Genomic DNA, 18,728 nt, shown 5'->3' with positions numbered 1-18,728 from the left:
TCAGGTCGAGAGCTGTCCTGATCAGTGCTCTAGCGGCTGCACCGGTAACCGACTGCACGGCAAGGATATCGAATGCGCCGCCCGTCCAGCGCGGCTGCGTGATGGTGCGTCCCGCCGTGACAAATAGTTCTGTGCTGCGGGCCAGGCCGAGCGTTTCAGTGTCGGGTTGTCAGATGGGGTAGCCGAAGCTGATCTTGCGGGTGGTGGGGTCGGCCGCGACCAGGCGCACCTGGACCTGGGCGCCTTCCCGGGGTGCGCCGATGCAGGGGCCGACTACCGGCGGGTCGGCGATGAAGACCTCGGCGGGGCGGGTGCCGTTGGCTTCGTGTACAACTACGGCTTCGAAGATCGCGCCGCCGCGTTGGGCGAGCAGGGTGGCTTCGGTGAGGTCGATGCAGGCGCGTTCCACCTTGCCCGCGAGGCTGTCGCTGCGCTTCATCGACTCGGCGGTGGGGACCAGGCCATCGCGAACCCATTGCGGCACTTCGGTGCCGGCGCAGCGGGCCAGGCAGATCTCGGTGGCGAAACGGTCGGCGAGACGGCGCAGCGGTGCGGTGACGTGCGCGTAGGGCGCGCCGATTGCGCTGTGCTGCAGGTTGTTCATGGTCTGATGGTTGCTCGCAGGCTTGGCACCGGTCCGCCCGCCGCCCACCGAACCCGGATCGCCCACTGAAGGCGGGCCACCGACCGAACCCGCACCGCCGACCGAACCCGCACCACCAACCGAGCACGCGCCGACCCGCGACTCGGCAGCCGGTGCCGAGCGCACACCGGCCTCCGGCTCCACACCGCCCGCCGACCGAGAACCCGCCACCCCGGAACCATTCGCCCCTGCGGCAACCACCCCATCGAGCACGGTATATCCCGCCCCACGCAGCAACCCGGTCGCTTCGGACATCAGCACCAATGTCGCCGGCGCATTCGGATCGAGCCCGGCCAACATTTGGCCGACCGGCCGATCCGCAGGCCAGTCAACCCCCAACGCGACAGCCGTCCTGCGCATCGAATCGATCGCCGAATCGGCGGGCGGAGGCATTGTCCGCAACAATGCGATGCGCTCACCGACACTGGGCGCACCGTCGGATCCATCGCCGTTCAACATGATTCGCGCCGCGCACATACCGGTCAGCAGGGAAACCTGTTCGTTCCAGTCATCGGCGGCGGTGCGTGGTTCCACCACCAGACGCCAGTGCCCGACGGCCTTGTCGTCACGGATAACACTCTGGGCGGGCAAGCGCAGCCCGATCGCACCGCGTGCCAGCCCGGCTTCGATGCACCGCATGCCGAATTCCGGCAGGGCCGCGATCGAGGGGTGCAGGCGGTTCGCGTCGGCGTCGGCTTGGACGCTCGCGTAGTCGAGTCGGGCCCGCGAGCGCACGGTGGCTCGGATCACCGAGAATCGTTGCGGCTCCGCGTGCTCATCGCATTCGATGGTCCACAGGGCGACGGGCCTGGTCTGGTCGGGCAGCAGGCTCGCGGAATTCTCCGAAAGGATCGGCGGGTGCAGTGGCACGATGCCGTCGGGGAGGTAGAAGGTCTGCCCGCGCGCGCCCGCTTCCCTGGCCAGCGGACCGGCGGGATCGACTACGGCGCCGACATCGGCGATCGCGTAATGGACGGTGAAACCGGACGAGGTGCGTTCGATATGCACCGCCTGGTCCAGATCCATGGCACCGGGCGGGTCGATCGTGACGAAGGGAATATCGGTGCGATCAGCGCGAATGCCCGCGAACGCGTCGATCGCGTCGCGGGCCGCCGCGGTCGCCTCGGCGGGATACGCCGAGGCCAATCCGAATTCGGATCGAATGACGCCGAAATCGACCGGCGCCGACACGATCCGCTGATGAAGTTCCACGCTGGCGCAGTCGGTCTCTACTGCAGTGCCAACATGGTGCCGTTCAATTCATTCAACGGGCCGTACACGGTAAAGGTCACCCGTCCACCCGGAACGCTGGCGGAAACGTCCGCCGCCGCGTCCAGCGCCCCGCCGAACGACGCCGCCGATGGATGCGGCAGACCGGCGATGGCCTGCCCGATGTGGTTCTGGTGCACCCAGGCGGTGTCGGCCGGGTTGAGGTCGACCTGGACCCCACCCGCCAGCGGGGTGACCGCGACCGCCGAGGCGGATCCGGTGCCCAGCATGGCGAAAACCGATGCGGCCCCGGCGATCAGCGCACCGGCGACCAGTGAACGAACAATCCGCATAGAGTTGTGACCTGCTTCCGTGATCGAAGAATGTGAGTTTCGTGGCGGACCGGCAACGGGTCTTACCAACGGCGCCTACTCTATGACGTCGCTCACGTTCTAGGCCAGTTCACCCGATTCGCCATGCCGGACACGCCGAGCCCGGCGACGTCACACACCGACTGCTATGGTTCCCCGGCGTGGCGGGGTCGAATTTTTCCCGCATATTCGCAAGTAACCCGTACGGCGACAATTTGGGAGTTAGCCACTGATGTCAACGATTCTTTTCGATTACCTGATGCCGCTGCTCGGTCCCGAGCAGGCGTCTTATTGGGCTCAGATGTTCGTGGTCAACCCGCGCTGACCTCACCGTCATCGATGCGGTCTTCGTCGCCTTCCGTTAACCACACGGGAGGCGACGTTTGCCAAGTGCCGCTAACATCCCGCTGCGTGACCAGAACTACCGCCGCGATCGCGGCCAGCTTTACCGTCTTCGCCCTGTTCCTTGCCGGTTGCGGCGATGACAAAGCCTCTTCCGCGGCGCCCGCTGCCGCGACGACTTCGGCGCCCGGGACCGCCGGCAGCGAAACGTTGGACAACGTCAAGGCGGGGACGTTCGTCGTCAGCTACCGCAGCGCCTTCCCCAAGCTCGCCGAGGGCAAAGACGACGCCAAGATCCGCGACATCCTGGTCGAAACCTGCAAGGACATCAAGGACGGCAAGAGCGAGGACGAGGTCGTCCAGGGCGTCATCAAGCGCACCAAGGGCACCACCGAGGCCTCCAAGGAAGAGGCCCGGGCTATCTATCAGATGGCGAAGATGCTCTGCTGAGCGGAACCCTTCAATCCTTCAGCCACGGCAAGTAACTGGGCAGGTATTTCAACACATACCCCACGGTGATCATGACGATGATCGCGATCACGGGAATCAGTATGGACATCGGCCCGGTTTCCTCACGTTGTGCTACCGATGCGGTCGTACGGCGCAATCGGCGACTGCTTGCAGGTCGCTCGAAATGGTCGGCCGTACCCGTATCGGTATACGCCCGTTGTGTTACGGGCGTATACCATCTTGTTCGGCCGCTGGCGTGTCGCCCTGACCGAGCGCCGGTGTCGGCTCGAGTGGGGCGATCTCCGGTGTGGATTCGGGTGCGGTCGGGGTGGACTCGGCCGCAGTATCGGCGGCGGTCGCCACGGATGGCGTACCGCGTTCCAGGAATCGCAGCAATTCCACCGGGAACGGCAGCACCAATGTCGAATTCTTTTCCGCCGCAACCTGAACCACGGTCTCCAGCAGCCGCAGCTGCAGTGCCGCCGGCGATTCCGACATCTGCGCGCCCGCCTGCGCCAACATCTTCGACGCCTGGAATTCGCCCTCGGCGGAAATAACCCGCGCCCGCCGTTCCCGCTCCGCCTCGGCCTGCCGCGACATCGAGCGCTTCAGCGAATCCGGTATCGACACATCCTTGATCTCCACCCGATCGATATGAATACCCCAGCCAAGCGCCGGGCTATCGATCATGATCTCCAGCCCCTTGTTCAACTCCTCGCGATTGGACAACAGGCTGTCCAGATCACTTTTTCCGATAATCGAACGCAAGGACGTCTGCGCTACCTGCCCCACCGCGAACAGATAGTTCTGCACCTCCACTACCGCACAGACCGGATCGATCACCCGGAAATAGACCACCGCGTCGACGCGCACCGTCACGTTGTCGCGGGTGATGCCGTCCTGTGCGGGCACCGGCATGGTGACGATCTGGGTGGAGACTTTGCGCATCCGGTCGACGAACGGAATCAGCATGCGCAGCCCGGGATCTCGGGTGCCGACCACTCGGCCGAACCGGAACACCAGCCCCTTCTCGTATTGGCTGACCACGCGCGCGCTCAGCGCGGAGAGCACCCCGCCCGCGATCGCACCCACCCCGAAAATCGCCCCGATAACGGTAAGAATATCCATGGCTACACCCCGTGCGAAGTGCCTGACCGCACCGAATTCCGGCTCAGCGGTCACCTTCCATCATGGCACCAGCGAGGACCGGATTGCAGGGGCGGACGAGTTGGCCTGTAAGCCGGATCCTGTCCCCGGTTCACACCGGGTGACGGCCATCCATCTGGACACACCGTTGCCGGGTGCCTCGAGCGGTCCACCCGCAGGCTCGGGCGAGCAACCCTCGAACACCTGCGCAGCCGCACCGCGAACGATGCGACCTTCAACCTTGCTCCGGGCGGGGTTTACCTAGCCGCCCCGGTCACCCGGGGCGCTGGTGCGCTCTTACCGCACCGTTTCACCCTCACCGCACGATCCCGAGGGATCATGGGCGGTCTGTTTTCTGTGGCACTTTCCCGCGGGTCACCCCGGGTTGCCGTTAGCAACCGCCCTGCTCTGTGGAGTCCGGACTTTCCTCGGCGACGGGCTGCGGCACTCATGCGCCCGTTCCCATCACCGCGGCCGCCCGGCCAACTCGTCCGCAGCGTTTAGCCTACTTTGATCACGGGGTACCTTGTTGACTGGCCTGACCTTGTGACCGGTCGGGGGGCAATAGTTCGGACCGAAACAGTACGGTGAGGTGCCATGGAACGTGTCGAGGTCAGTTTTCCCTCGGGGAGCGAGCATTGCGCTGCCTGGCTGTATCCACCCGCCGGCATCCCCAAGCCCCGCCCGCTCGTCGTCATGGGGCACGGTCTCGGCGCGAATCGGGAGATGGGACTGGATAGGTACGCCCGGCGCTTCGCCGCCGCCGGAATGGGTGTGTTGGTATTCGATTACCGGCATTTCGGGGCCAGTCAGGGTGCGCCGCGTCAGCTACTACATATCGCCAGGCAACGCGAGGACTGGCGCTCGGCCATCGCTTACGCGCGCACACTGCGTGGCTTCGACGCGACCCGAATCGCGCTGTGGGGCACCTCTTTCGGCGGCGGCCATGTGCTGTCGGTCGCGCCCGACGACGACTACATCGCGGCCGTCGTCGCCCAGGTTCCGTTCACCAGCGGCTGGGCCTCGGCCATGGCGAAGGGCCCGACCAGCCTGACCAAAGTGGCCACCATCGCCGCCACCGATCTGCTCGTCGGTCCGATCCGGCGCAAACCCGTTCGCGTCCGGCTGGCCGGCCGTAAGCGTTCCGCGGCGCTGATGAGCGCACCGGACGCGCCGGAGGGTTACGGCAGGCTCGCCGATGAGAGCGAGACCTACGAACCAAAAGTCGCTGCCCGCGTGGCATTCTCGACGCTGTTCGACTCCCCCGGCCGCCGGGCCAAGGCATTGAAGATGCCGGTCTTCTACGCAGTCGCCGATAACGACACCATCGCACCGCCGAAGCCGACACTACGTGCGGCCGAACGCACCAAGCATGCGATCGTAAAGCGTTATCCGGTAGGGCATTTCGATGTGTACTTCGACGATGTCTTCGAGCAGACGGTGTACGACCAGACCGAGTTCCTGGTGTCGGTGCTGCGGCCCTAGCTCGGCCACGCGGCCAACACCGACGGTCGGAAGTGAGAACATGCGATGACCGATCCATTGGCACTGGAGTCCGGCAGCAGCAGCTGTCTCATCGACTGCGGGAGCTACGCGGGGAATTGACCGAGCTCGATGGCGATTACGGTTTGTTGCAGGCCTCGGGCATGCTGGTCGATACCGAGGGAATCGGAGCACTCACGACCCCGGCCTACTGCATCGCGGGGCACGAGAAGTCCTCGAGGAGACCATGATCGAACTCGACGCCGCCACCGATGCGCTCGATCGCGCCGGTATTTACACCACCCGGCTACACCCGGTCGTCCTCTACTGATTCGTGCTGCGCAAGCCTGTCGGTGCCTGCGGCTACCGTCGGCGCCATGAACCGCGCGACCGCCACCGTCGCCGATATCGTCGACCGGATCACGCCGCTCGATGCGCTGGAGCGGCAGCATATCGCGGACACCCGGGCCTGGCTGGCCTCGACCGATGATGTGTTCCGTCGCGTCAAACCCGACACTCCCCCACGGCATCTGGTGTCGTATGTGGTGCTCGTCGACCCGCGAGCACGCAGCGTGCTGCTCGGCCGACATCTCCGCGCCGGACTATGGCTGCCGATGGGCGGGCATATCGAGCCGGGCGAACATCCACTGGACGCCGCGGGACGCGAGGGCGCGGAGGAACTGGGCATAGATCCCGAATTCACCGTTATCGGGACCGAACCGCTGTTCCTCACCGTCACGATGACGGTCGGAACCGACAGCGGTCACCAGGATGTCAGCCTCTGGTACGTCATCCGTGGCGACCGCACCCGCGAATACACCTTGGACCCGATCGAATTCGGCGAGGCGCGCTGGTGGGAAATCGACACGTTCGACCGTACCGACGCCGATCCGCATTTCGCGCGCTTCCTCACGAAACTCGAACCGCCACTCCCCGAGAGGATTCCGGAGCTGTGAGCAGGTGCGGTGCGGTATCGATCGACAGTTCGCGCGACTCCCGCACACCGTCTACTGCCATCCCCCTACTGTCCATCCGTTCGCCACGCGAAGCAGCCCCCATCGATCGACCTACCTCGGATAGGTCGTGATCCTGTTGCCTACCAAGCAATTACGCGGTACGAAGGATATACAGGTATCGGTTTCCGAAGGAGCCGTCCGTTGCCGCCGAAATCGCGCGCGTAGAGTGGCCACGTCTCCGGGGTCCCCGAAACGTGGCCACCAATACGAATCAACGACTCAGGAGGATTTCTGATGCCCGACGATGTGCGGTCGAGCTCCCGGACCGGCGCCCGCGTGGGCAGCAGCCGAGGCTCGTGGCGTAGGCCGCGACGATCCTTCGGCCCCAACAGGGAACTATCCGGAACCGCAACCGCGTTCACCGATTCCAGCGATCGGCTGGTGCGGCGCCTGTTCGATACCGGACTGCGGCTGCATAAACTCCGCATGGTTTTCGATCGCCCGGATCCGAGCCCCGCCGAACTGCGGACGGCCAGCGATGCGATTGCCGCAATGCTCGATGATCTGGATGGACTGATCCGCGAAACCGGGCTCACCATGCTGGATCTCGCCCACGAACGCGACACCGAGACAACCGAGGCGCTACACGACCAAGCGATGTACGACGGACGACTGACGACTCGTCGCGGACGACTACGCTGAGCAAGGTTTCGCCTTCACCGGACGCCGACAGCGCTGCGGCGAGCATGATCCGCGGCTGGAGCAGGAGATGTTCATCGCGGTGACGTCGACAACCCGGCCCGTCGTACCCCGCTGATCTGCAGCGCCGCGAACACCACAACCCACACCGCGCCGATCAGCAGGAACGCAACTCCGAGCCCGGTCAACTCGAGCAGACCCGAAGCCGCCAACACCACCAGGGCCAGCGCCGAGACCACATTGACCCCGATAACAGCGACCGCATGGCCCGGCACGAGATCCGGGTACCCGGCAATGAGCAGTAGCGCCAGTCCGCCGCCGACCATTGCGACACCGAATGGGATGGACCAGGCGGTCGGCAGCCCCAACGGACCGCTCAGCGCCGCTGCGGCGGCGAGCATGATGATGCCGAATACCCCGGTACCCCAGCCGTCCAGGCGCAAGACGGTACGCAGGTAGTCGGTATCGGTACGCGCGACGAGTGCGCTCATCTTCTTCTCCTATCGATCCAGCAGCCGATCGGCTCCCGAGACCGACCATGCCGGGCCTGAGGTGAAAGTCTCAATAACCTCCGAGGTCATGGCCGCGCGCACACGTCGCTGATTAACCTGCCCAGGTGGCGGTACATCAGACGAAATCGCGGGTCGGCGCACTGCTGCGCGACTGGCGGCAGCGGCGCAGGCTCAGCCAGCTCGACCTGGCGCTGGCCGCGGACAGCTCCGCGCGCCACATCTCCTATATGGAGACCGGACGGGCCAAACCCAGCCGAGCCATGGTCCTGCGGCTCTGCGATGCGCTGGAGGTGCCGCTGCGGGAGCGCAACACCCTGTTGCTGGCCGCTGATTACGCACCCGCCTATCCGGAGAGCAGTCTCGACGATGCGCACCTGGCCTCGGTCCGCTCCGCACTCGGCATCATGCTGACCGCGCACGAGCCCTATCCGGCCGTCGTGGTGGACCGCCTGTGGAATGTGGTCACGGGCAATAACGCCATGGGCCTGTTCATGTCGGATATTCCCGAAGCGCTGATGTTGCCGCGACCAAATGTCTACCGGCTGGTGCTGCACCCCGACGGCCTCGCGGCCCGCCTCGCCAACCTGACCCAGGTGCGAGAGTTGTTCCTGGAGCGGCTGTCTCGTCAGGTCAATGCCACCGGCGACGCCGAGCTCCGGACACTCCACGACGAGGTCGCCGCCTATCCCATGCCGCCGGATTTCACCGATGCACCCGATGACGATGCGGCACAACCCAGTCCGTTCGAGGTCCCGTTGCGCATCCGCACACCGTTCGGCGAATTGCGCATGTTCAGCACCATGGCCACCTTCGGCGCACCCGCCGATGTCACGCTGTCCGAACTCGCGATCGAATTGTTCTACCCACTCGACGAATTCACCGCCGCGACCTTGCGCGGACTCGCGGCGATGAACAGCTCGTCGGCGGATCAGACCGGGTGAACCAGATCCATCACGCGTCGAGCATTTCTGCGCCCAGCTCCCGGTCCGGATCCGGATCGGCCGCCGCGAGCGCCGAATCCAACTGCACCGCGACCTCGCGAACGTGCGGTTCGGTCATCATGTGCAGGTGATCGCCGGGCACCGGGACCAGCGTGAAGCCCCGGGCCGCGTACTGCTGCCACCCGTTGTTCGTGCTGTCGAACATGCTGCCGACGGCCTGGTGCGCCAGATCCACACCCGGCGGCAGCTTCTCTTCGGCGCGCAACAGGGTGATATCGCGGTCGTAGGGTTCGAGCTGGTAATCCAGCAACGCCGTGTAGTTGGCGTTGAACACCTCGTAGAGCCGCCGGATCGCCTGCGGTGAACTATCGGCGGGCAGGATGCCGGACCGAATGGACTCCGCGAGCATCGCATCGAAGAGCTCCTCGGATCCGTGCACGTCGGGTTCGAAATCGACGAGCGCGGCCTGATTTCCGCGGGCGTACCACAGCAATTCGAGGAAGAACCAGCGAATGAGCTGTTCCTCGGCAATGGGCTCACGCGCCTGCTGGCGCAGGGCCATGGTGTCCAGCAGCGTCACACTGGCCACCTCCCGCTCGGGCAGTTGCCGCGCCATCTCGAGCGCAACATTGCCACCGAAGGACCAGCCGGCCAGGTGGTATGGCCCCTCCGGATGCACTCGACGCACTGCTGCCAGATAGGACTCGGCCATCCCGACGATCGTCTTCTCCGGTGTACTGCCCGCATCGGCGCCCGCAGCCTGCAGGCCGTAGATCGCGCGATCCGGATCGAGGTAGCGGGCAAGCGCCAAGTAGCACAGCACGTTTCCGCCGATCGGATGCACCAGGAACAGCGGCGGCTTATGCCCGCCGACGGTGATCGGCACCAGCGGGTCGAACGTGCGCCGGGTATTTCCGGACCGGATCAGCGCCGCGAGTTGGGCGGCCGTCGGAGCGCCGATGAACGAATCCAGCGGCACTTCGGCGCCGAAGCGCCGAGACAACCCCATCACGACGCGCATGGCGCCGATGGAGGTCCCCCCCGCGGCGAAGAAATCGTCGTCGAGACCGATCGAGCGCAGTCCGGCGTATTCGGCGAGTAGTTCGACCGCGGAGCGCTCGTATTCATCGGCCGGTTCCCGCTGCGCGGTAACCGATTCCGGTGCCGATTCGATCATCGAGCGCAATGCGCCGTCGTCGCGCTTACCGCTGGGTGTGCGGGGCAGCTCGTCGAGGAGGACGAATCGGGACGGCACCATGTGCATGGGCAGTACTGCGCGCAGATCCTGGCGCAGCGCCGCCAGATCGGCCTGCTCGACATCGCCGACCAGGAAGGCGATCAGCGCACCGTCGATGCCGCCGAATCCCCGTGCCACCACGGCCGCTTCGGTGATGGCCGGATACTTCTCGACCAGTCCGAGGATGCAGAGCTCTACCTCGGCCGGCTCCACCCGGAAGCCGCGGATCTTCACCTGACTGTCACTGCGGCCGAGACAGACGAGATCGCCGGAGGCCAGCCGCACACCGAGATCGCCCGTGCGGTAAAGGATGCCACCGCCGTGGGTAGCCACGAAGCGCTGCGCGGTCAGTGCCGCACGGCCCTGGTAGCCACGGGCGAGGGAACGGCCGCCGAGGTAGATCTCACCGATAACACCATCGGTCACCGGGCGCAGTGCGCTGTCGAGAAGTTCGACGGCATCGCCGTCGATCGGGCGGCCGATGGGTGGCAGCGCCGGATAATCGTCGGGTGAGCCCGCGAGCGTGAATATGGTCGCGACGTGGGATTCCGTTGGGCCGTATTGGTTTTCCAAGAGCAGCCCCGGCACTACCTTGCACAATGCGCGAATCTCGTCGGTGATGCGCAATTGCTCACCGGAGGATGCGAGCACTTTGAGGTCGACCGGGAACATGCGCCGGGCGACCACGGCCTCCGCGAAGGCCTGCAGTGCGACATAGGGCAGGAATAGTCGCTCGATGCCTTCGTCGACAACGGTATTCAGCAATTCTTCGACATTGGCACGCAAGTCCGCCGAACTCACCCGCAGCGTGGAACCCGCCGCCAGGGTCGTGAAGATTTCCTGGAACGACACATCGAAGCTCAATGGCGCCAACTGCAAGGTGCTGGCCAGGTTCAGACCCGATGGGGTGCGATTCTGCCAGTCCACGAGTGTGGTCAGGCCACGGTGCGGCATGGCGACGCCCTTGGGCTCGCCGGTGGAGCCAGAGGTGAACAGTACGTAGGCGACCGCGTCGGGTGAAATGACGTCGGGGACATCGAATTCCGTATCGCTATCGTCGGTCGGATCGAACAGCTCCGCGGTGTCCAGCACCAGTCGAATATTGTCGACGATCTCGGCATAGCCGGCATCGGCGATCACCCAGTGTGGGCGGGCGTGGTCGATCATGAGATTCAGCCGGGCCCGCGGATAGCTGACATCGAGCGGCACGCAAGCAGCGCCCATCCGCATAAGTGCCAATACCAGCAGCACCAATTCCGGCCGACGACTCATCAGGATGCCGATCCGGTCGCCGGGCCGGACGCCGAAACTGCCGAGCCGCCGGGCGAGTCGTTCGCTACGCTCGATCAGGTCGTCGTAGGTGATGCTGGATTCGTCGCCATGGACAGCGATGGTGTGCGGATGGAGCGCGGCCGCGTCAGCGACCAAGGTGCCGACATCGCGCGCGGTCGCCGGGCCGGTGCCACGATCGATCGCCGCATCCGGATCCGCGACGATCGCCGCCAACATGCGCAGCTGAGTCACCGCGACGGTCTCGCATTGATCCTTGGTCAGCGTGTGATCACCATTGACCCGCACCCACATTCGGCCGTCGCGCGGATCATTGGCCACCGTCACCAACAGCTGGAAATTGGTGTCCTCTCGAACGTCGAACTCGCGCAGGGTGACCCGGTCCGCACCGAGAATCGGGGCGAAGACGTGATAGTTGATGAAGTTGAATGCCGTCTCGAAAGCGGGCCCGCCATCGGCCAGGATCGACCGCAGCGGATAGCGTCGGTGCGGGTAGGCATCGCGATCCCGGCGCGCGATCTGTTCGACCGCAGCTCGCCAGGTGGTGGCGGTATCGTCCAGCCGCATCGGCAGCGTGTTCAGGAACAGGCCCGCAATGCTTTCCGCGCCAGCCCGATCCGGTCGGCCGTGACTGACCACACCGGTGGTGATATCGGCGCGACCGGTCACCGTCCGCAGCGTCAGGCAGTGCGCCGCCAGGTAGACCGCCTTCTCGGGCACCTGGTGCCGGGCCGCGAACGCGGTGACCCGCTCGGCGAGCCGACGCGGCACCACCGCGGCGGCCTGCCGTTCCTCCGCGCCCGCACCCTCGTGGACCCCCAGGGTGGTCAACGCGGTCGGCTCAGCTCCGGACAGCGCCGCGCGCCAGAATTCGCGGGCCGAATCATCATGCACCGCTGCGATTTCGGACTGGGCGTACTCGGCGAGGACGGTGGCCGCACGCGGCGTGTCATCGATGCCGGTTTCGATCAGTCCCACCTTGTCGAGGTAGTCGACCAGCAGCTCGAGCACCGAGGACGCGACACTCCAGCCGTCGAGGATCGCGTGGTGGAAACTGAGCACCAGATCGATGCTCTGGAGGGCACTTTCGGACGGCCGCAGGAATACCCGGACGGCATGCAGCGGAGCCCGGGTGAAGTCGTACTGGGCGTGCCTGCGCTCCTGGGTGTAGTCCTCGACGTCCTGATCGGCCAATACCGGATCGAGGTCGGAGATATCCATGATCTCCAGTTCGTATTCGATCTCGGTGTGCACAACCTGCAGCGGAACCGAATACTTGCTCAGCTCGAACGAGGACCGCAATGCGGGCTGCCGACGCACCAATCGGTCGAATGCGGCGCGGAATTGCGCGGCATCCCAGGGCATTTCCAACCGATAGCGGAAGACGTCTTTGTAGGTCACCGAATCGGTGCGCTCGATGCTGTGGAAGAGCATGCCGAGCTGCAGCGCGGTGGCCGGGAAAGCATCCTCGGCCCGGTGCAGGGCGGCGCGGTCGATCAGCGGCACCGTCGCCAAGGGATCGGCAATGCGAATCCGGTTGCCGTCCGGGCCATCCGAGACGATCTGGGCCAATCCGGCAATAGTCGGATGCTCATAGAAGGCATCCACATCGAAGAACAGTCCGGCGCGTTCGGCGGCGGTGCGTACCGATAGCGCGAGGATGGAATCGCCGCCGTGGGTGAAGAAGTTGTCGTATACACCGATGGAGTCGATACCGAGCACGGTCCGCCAGAGGAGTGCCAGCTCGGCCTCGACCGGTGTCCGCGGTTCGATCGGCACGCCGACGACGTCCGCATGCTCCGAAACCGCCGCCGCGCGCGCCAATGCCTTGCGATCGGTTTTTCCGTTGGGCGTCACCGGAATCCGGTCGACGCGCAGCAGCCGGGTCGGAATCATGTAGCGGGGCAGTCGAATCGCGAGCTGTTCGGCGATCTCGTCACCGGTCACGGCGTCGCCGACGAAATAGCCGGCCAGATGCAATCCATGCCTCTCGGACTGCTCATCGACGACAACCGCGGCGCGCACCCCGGTGCAGCCGAGGATTGCGTTCTGCACCTCACCGAGGGTGATCCGGTTACCGCGGATCTTGACCTGATCGTCGAACCGGCCCAGGTATTCCAGGGTGCCGTCGGCCAGCCAGCGCGCCAGGTCACCGGTGCGGTACCGGCGACGGCCGGGCACGGTCAGATCGTCGACGAATGCGGCCGCGGTCAGGTCAGGGCGGCCGCGGTAGCCGCGCGCGAGACCAGCTCCGGCGATATTGAGTTCGCCGGGCACACCGATGGGCATGCGGCGACCGGACTCGTCGAGCACCAGCAGATCGATATTATCGATCGGACGGCCGATGGGCACCAGATCGAGCGAATCGTCCTGGCTCTGTCGAGCGACGTGCGTGCCGTCGCTAGCGGCCGGGCAATCGAAATACGAGACATCGACGGTGGCCTCAGTCGGTCCGTAGAGGTTGACCAACTGCGGCGCCTGCTGCCCCACCGCGGCGAAGGCCGCGTGGAAGCGGCGGACCAGCGCGGGCGGCAGCGCCTCACCGCTGCAGAACACCCGGCGCAGGCTCGCGATGCGCGCCACGATGGTGCGATCGGCCTCCAGCTCGTCGACGAAGGCCGCCAGCATGGACGGCACGAAGTGCACAACGGTCACCGCATTCGCCTCGATGGCCTCGGCGATGCGGCGCGGATCGCGCTCACCTCCGACCTCGAGCAGGGCGACCTTGGCTCCGGCGATGGCCCACCAGAACAACTCCCACACCGAAACGTCGAAGGTGACGGGCGTCTTCTGCAGAATCACATCATCGGCGAACAGCGGGTAGCGGCGCTGCATCCAGGTCAGCCGGTTGACCACCGAGCGGTGCTCGACCATTACCCCCTTGGGCACACCGGTCGAACCCGAGGTGTAGATGAGATAGCTCAAATCGTGTGGATGCGAGACGCTTTCGACGGTGCGCGACAGGGCATCGACGACCGTGACGTGGGTGACGCCGAGGGCCCGGTAGACCCGCGCATGTTCACTTCCGGCGACCACGAAACGCGCTTCGCAGTCCGTGAGAACCGTTTCGATGCGCGCCGCCGGGTACTCCGGGTCGAGCGGCACGTAGGCGCATCCGGCCCGCAGGATGCCGAGCACCGCGACGAGCATATCGGTCGAACGAGACAGCACCACCGGAATGCATTCGTTGCCGGTGGCACCGAGCTCATGCAGCCGAGCTGCGAAACCGTCTACCAGACCGGACAATCGGGCGTAGGTCAGTTCGTCGGAGTCGGCGGATACGACCGCCACCCGGTCCGGGTGATCAGCGGCCTTTTCGGTGAAGAGCCGATCAATGGTGGTGTAGGGGAACTCGACGCGCGGCCCCGCCTCGAAGGCCGCCGCTTCGGCACTCGCCCGCTCCGAAAGCAGTGGCAGCGCGCTCACCGGCGTCTCCGGATGGTCCAGCGAAGCGGTGACCATTACGCCCAGACTGCGCAGCGCCGCTTCGATCGGGAAGCTCGCGTCGAAAATGTCTTTGTCGTAGAACAGCTGGAGGCTGAACGAGCCATCGCGGCCGTTTTCCGCCGTGACGATGGTCAGCGCGTTGGTCACCGAACCCGGATTGTGCACCGTCCATCCCCTTTCGGAGAGCAACTCGTGGACGTAATCGGCATCCGGCAGCTTGGTGTGGGAGAACGCGACATCGTACAGCGGCGGCGCGGCCGGATCCGGATTCAGCGCCCGGGTCAGCTCGCTGTACGGGAAACGCTGATGCTTCTTGAGCTTTCGGATCTGCTGGGTCACCTGCTCCGCGATCCGCGACAGCGGCACATCGCGATCGACGCGCACCGGAAGCGGGACGACATTGGCACGATGACCCTGTGTGCGATAAGTCTCCGCGGAGTGCCGGTTCAGCATCGGGACGCCGATCACCACCTGATCGGTACGGTGGATGGTCGCCAGATACGTTGCCAGCGCGGCGGTCAGATACGCGAAGGCGGTGACTCCGGTGGCGCGGACGCGATCGAGGTACTCCCCGGAGATCATCGTGTTGTAGTGTCCGCGGGCGATTCTCGGCGAGCTGGTCCGGTTGGGAAACAGCGCGGGTTCGACACCGTCGAGTGCGGCGAGCAGACCGTCGCGGTCCGCCGAATACTGCTCGGAGGCGCGGTACGCCTCGTCGTCCTCGATGATCCGCCGATAGGTGGCCACGGAACGATCGGTGTGCTCGTTGGCGGGCTCGGGTACCGCAAGTTGTTCGAGCGGAACGTCTTTCATCTTGTAGCCGGTATCGAGCGTGGCGATGACCGTATTCATGCCATAGCCGTCGGCCAACGCGTGATGGACCGATATGAGCAGGAAGAACCGGTCCGGCCGGTCCACCACCGCGGCCAGCCGCGCGGGCCGATCCGGCCGCTCCGGCGCGCCGACCTCGCGCCACAGCCACTCCTGGGTCGCGGCCTCGGGATCCGGCGCATCGGTCAGGTCGATGACCTCGACCGGCGGAATCTCATTCGAAATCCATTGGCGGAACTCACCGTCCTCGAAGGCGAAGCGCAGGCGCAATGCGTCATCGCCCATCAGAGCCCGCTGCCAGCAGGCCTGCAGCCGTTCGATATCCAACGGCTCATCCACGCGCAGGCTATAGGTCTGCTGCACAACGGGTTCCGGTGCCAGCCGGAATGCCAGGCCGAGTACATCGCGCTGATATGCGCTGACCGGCCATGCCTCGCTGGTTCTTTCGGGATTCGTCCTGGTTTCCGACGTCACAGTCACTCCTATCGCGACAGTCGCGGCACAGACCGTGCGCGAACTGTCCAGGACTCACCCCTGACGACGCCGAAACGCAAAGCTGTTACCACTCGTATCCAGTTTTCAGAAAGCGCGAATTACCGGCATCGACATCGATGCTGGATCTCGCGCGCGGCTATGGGTGCTGACCGTTTCGAGCGACCTGCAAGGGAGTCGCTACCACCCGGCCGGTCAGAGCACCGACCGCAACGCGCGTACACTCTCATCCGCAAGGCGCTCGGCACGCTCGCGGGACACCGCGGGCTCGACATAACCGAGGTTGAACGACAATTCGCCGTGCGTGGCGTTGGCGGTGGCCATGGTGAAGCCGCTCACCGACATACCCGAGACGAATTGTGCGCCCGAGAGCTGCCACGCACCGATCTTGTCCGGGAACGCGTAGCGCCCCAAGTAGGTCATACACAGGTGACCGGGACCGCGGGTGTCCATCAGCTTGACCGTGGATGCACTGGCGGCGACCGATTTCGGCGCGGCCACCTTCAGCAGGCTCACTGCCGCGAGATGGTCGCGACGGTCCATCCGGGCGCCGTACTCGCGCTCGATCTCACCGGCGATCTGCCACAGCGAGGTCCACGGCGCGTACTTCGCCGGGGTCGCGATCATGCCCTGGTAGGTCCCGACCTCGGTATCGGCGACCGCACCATCGAGATGGCCGCGGAAGTTCACCGAACTGCCTACGGTGTACCAGGTTTCGGTGTAGGTGCCCGACTCGCGGGCGGCCGCGATGAGCAGCGCCGCGGAAAGCGCGGCCTGCAGGCCGACGCCATGGCGGTCGCAGCCCGCGCTCAATGCGTCGAGTTGATCGGCGTCCAAGCTGCGGTGCACGACCCGACTGCGGCGCTGCGACGGCGGGGCAATTCTGGTCGGCTCCAGTCGGTGCGGGCGCGCCAGCTGCGACTTCTGGTCGCGCAGCAGCGATCCCACGGTGCGGCCGAAGCCCTTGGCGCCCTGGAACTTTGCCGGGAACAGCTCCTCCGGCCCCGGCCGGACCGGGGCGGGTTCGAGATCGGTGTCATCGCCTGCGGCAACCTGCAGCACCTGCTTGGCCACCGACATCGCGCTCTCGCCGTCGGCGATAGCGTAGTGCAGGGTGATGATCAGATCGCTGGTCACACCGGTCGCGTCCGTGATGAGCACGGCGCGCGCGAGCGGACCGGAGTGCCAGTCGAAGGGTTCGCGCAGTTCGATGTCGTCGACCTCGGTCAGCCAGGCATCCGGATCGGCGGATTCGACGACGCGCAGCGGAATCGGCGTCGGCACGGGCACGAAACGCGGTGCGGTGCCATCGGGTTCGGCCGCCACCGCGACACCGAGCAGCGGATGCCGCTGTCGCACTTCGTCCAGGCCGGTGCGCACCTGCTCCTCGGTAATCGAGCCATGCACCCGCACGCGGGCCAGAATATGCAGCGGCGCAAGCTGATCGGCGATCCAGTGCCAGCGCTCCACCGGAGACAGCTGGCGCGGCAGCCGCGCGGTCGGTCCCTCCAGCGGCGGGAACGACATCGGCTTGCCCAATTCGCGCAGGAAGAATTCCGTAGGCGCGTACCGGAAGTAGGTGTCGCGCACCTGCACCAGCTTGGGATCGGTTGTCTGCTCGATCTTGCCGAGCGACCACGAACCGTTGACGAACATGGCGGTGCGCTCGGCACGCACCTGCTCGTAACGACGCAGGCCCGCAACGGGATCCAGCGAGGTCTTCAGCGTATGGGCCAGCACGACCGCGTCCTCGATGGCCGCATTGGCCCCCTGACCGAGGCTGGGCAGCATGGGATGCGCGGCATCACCGAGCAGGGTGACCCGGCCACGACCCCAACCCGTCAACGGCGGACGGTCTTGGCACGGCACGGCGAGCACATCGGCCCATTCGGTCTGATCGATGCAGGCGCGCACCTCCGGCGCCCAGTCGGCATAGAGCCGCCGCAGATCTTCCTTGGTGCCCTGCCAATTGGCGGCCTCGTCGCCCGGCATGGTCATGGTGCCCCACCAGTACACCCGGCCGTGGCCGATATCGTGGATGCCGAAACGCATTCCCGTGCCCCAATAGTGGGCGGAATAGCCGCGCGGCACCGCGGGATGTTCGAACGGGATACAGGCCAGCCAGGCGATGAAATTGCCAGGGCGCGGTTCGGCGCGACCGTGCAACTGGGCGCGCACCACGGAGTGGATACCGTCGGCGCCTATCAGCAGATCGCCCTCGGCGATGCGGCCGTCGGCGAATTCGACGCGCACGTGCTCACCGTCATCGATGAACCGAGTCGCTTGTGCGCCAACATGAGTCGGGGTATCGCCGATCGCGCGCAGCAGGACCGCGTGCAGATCCTTGCGATGCAGGGCGACGCTCGGAGCGCCGAGCCGGTCGTCCTGGCGGTGCACCGGGAGCACCCGGATTGGGGTGCCGTCCGGGTTGTTGAAGCGGAAGGTCTCGACCTTGCCGCCGCGCTCGAACAGTTCCTCCTCGATGCCGAGACCGATTGCGCGCAGTGCCTTGATCCCATTGGCCTGCACCGAAAGTCCGAATCCCTGGCCACGCAGTTCGGGTGCGGCCTCGTAGAGTTCGGCCGCGAAGCCCGCCTGCCGCAGCGCGGCGGCCGTCGTGAGCCCTCCAATTCCCGCACCGAGCACGATAACCTTGATCGGACCACTCATTCGAACCTGC

At 65.7% G+C, this 18,728-nt stretch carries 12 protein-coding genes and 1 other RNA gene; 6 read left to right on the top strand and 7 right to left on the bottom strand.

The features are described from left to right. Positions 1-169: 169 nt before the first annotated feature. Together AB0L63_RS25230 and AB0L63_RS25225 are read right to left on the bottom strand one after the other, a co-directional pair. Positions 170-1,855 carry an RNB domain-containing ribonuclease gene (locus AB0L63_RS25230; protein WP_364505285.1) on the bottom strand — a complete coding sequence of 562 codons (1,686 nt, stop codon included), beginning with the start codon at positions 1,853-1,855 and terminating at the stop codon, positions 170-172. A 17-nt stretch (positions 1,856-1,872) separates the two neighbouring features. After that, positions 1,873-2,205, bottom strand: a complete 333-nt coding sequence (locus tag AB0L63_RS25225; protein ID WP_364505283.1) for a hypothetical protein — start codon at positions 2,203-2,205, stop codon at positions 1,873-1,875. Between the two features lie 429 nt (positions 2,206-2,634). Between AB0L63_RS25225 and AB0L63_RS25220 the strand changes: the two genes are divergently transcribed. Continuing rightward, positions 2,635-3,015: a hypothetical protein gene (locus tag AB0L63_RS25220; protein ID WP_364505281.1), complete on the top strand. Its 381-nt coding sequence runs from the start codon at positions 2,635-2,637 to the stop codon at positions 3,013-3,015. A 222-nt stretch (positions 3,016-3,237) separates the two neighbouring features. Here the strand turns inward: AB0L63_RS25220 and AB0L63_RS25215 are convergent, their stop codons facing one another. Both AB0L63_RS25215 and rnpB read right to left on the bottom strand, forming a co-directional pair. Beyond that, positions 3,238-4,143 (bottom strand): slipin family protein, encoded by a 906-nt coding sequence (locus AB0L63_RS25215; protein WP_364505378.1) that lies wholly within the window; start codon positions 4,141-4,143, stop codon positions 3,238-3,240. A 92-nt stretch (positions 4,144-4,235) separates the two neighbouring features. Then, an RNA gene (gene rnpB, locus AB0L63_RS25210) (RNase P RNA component class A) lies at positions 4,236-4,651 on the bottom strand. Positions 4,652-4,758: 107 nt separating this feature from the next. On the opposite strand from rnpB, the gene AB0L63_RS25205 reads away from it, so the two are divergent. From AB0L63_RS25205 to AB0L63_RS25190, 4 genes are all read left to right on the top strand, one after another. Then, the gene (locus tag AB0L63_RS25205; protein WP_063040385.1) at positions 4,759-5,646 is read left to right on the top strand and encodes an alpha/beta hydrolase; all 888 of its coding nucleotides are present in this window, start codon (positions 4,759-4,761) and stop codon (positions 5,644-5,646) included. Between the two features lie 116 nt (positions 5,647-5,762). Continuing rightward, the gene (locus AB0L63_RS25200) at positions 5,763-5,894 is read left to right on the top strand and encodes a hypothetical protein (protein ID WP_364505278.1); all 132 of its coding nucleotides are present in this window, start codon (positions 5,763-5,765) and stop codon (positions 5,892-5,894) included. Between the two features lie 126 nt (positions 5,895-6,020). After that, positions 6,021-6,599 (top strand): NUDIX domain-containing protein, encoded by a 579-nt coding sequence (locus AB0L63_RS25195; RefSeq protein WP_364505276.1) that lies wholly within the window; start codon positions 6,021-6,023, stop codon positions 6,597-6,599. A 294-nt stretch (positions 6,600-6,893) separates the two neighbouring features. Further along, the gene (locus tag AB0L63_RS25190; protein WP_364505274.1) at positions 6,894-7,301 is read left to right on the top strand and encodes a hypothetical protein; all 408 of its coding nucleotides are present in this window, start codon (positions 6,894-6,896) and stop codon (positions 7,299-7,301) included. A 71-nt stretch (positions 7,302-7,372) separates the two neighbouring features. Here the strand turns inward: AB0L63_RS25190 and AB0L63_RS25185 are convergent, their stop codons facing one another. Next, positions 7,373-7,789, bottom strand: a complete 417-nt coding sequence (locus AB0L63_RS25185; protein ID WP_364505272.1) for a hypothetical protein — start codon at positions 7,787-7,789, stop codon at positions 7,373-7,375. 125 nt (positions 7,790-7,914) lie between these two features. Here AB0L63_RS25185 and AB0L63_RS25180 point away from each other — a divergent pair, with 125 nt between their 5' ends. Then, positions 7,915-8,751, top strand: coding sequence for a helix-turn-helix transcriptional regulator (locus AB0L63_RS25180; protein ID WP_364505270.1), 837 nt, complete (start codon positions 7,915-7,917; stop codon positions 8,749-8,751). Between the two features lie 10 nt (positions 8,752-8,761). On the opposite strand, the gene AB0L63_RS25175 is transcribed toward AB0L63_RS25180, so the two are convergent. Both AB0L63_RS25175 and AB0L63_RS25170 read right to left on the bottom strand, forming a co-directional pair. Continuing rightward, positions 8,762-16,030 carry an amino acid adenylation domain-containing protein gene (locus AB0L63_RS25175; RefSeq protein ID WP_364505268.1) on the bottom strand — a complete coding sequence of 2,423 codons (7,269 nt, stop codon included), beginning with the start codon at positions 16,028-16,030 and terminating at the stop codon, positions 8,762-8,764. A gap of 213 nt (positions 16,031-16,243) precedes the next feature. Further along, entirely contained in the window at positions 16,244-18,718 is a 2,475-nt protein-coding gene (locus AB0L63_RS25170; protein WP_364505266.1) for an FAD-dependent monooxygenase, read from the bottom strand. Positions 18,719-18,728 lie beyond the last annotated feature (10 nt).

It is taken from the genome of Nocardia sp. NPDC051990, from assembly GCF_040680755.1.
Lineage (GTDB): Bacteria > Actinomycetota > Actinomycetes > Mycobacteriales > Mycobacteriaceae > Nocardia.
Note: the sequence above shows the minus strand (reverse complement) of the source record. Positions and strands in the feature narration are given on the sequence as shown.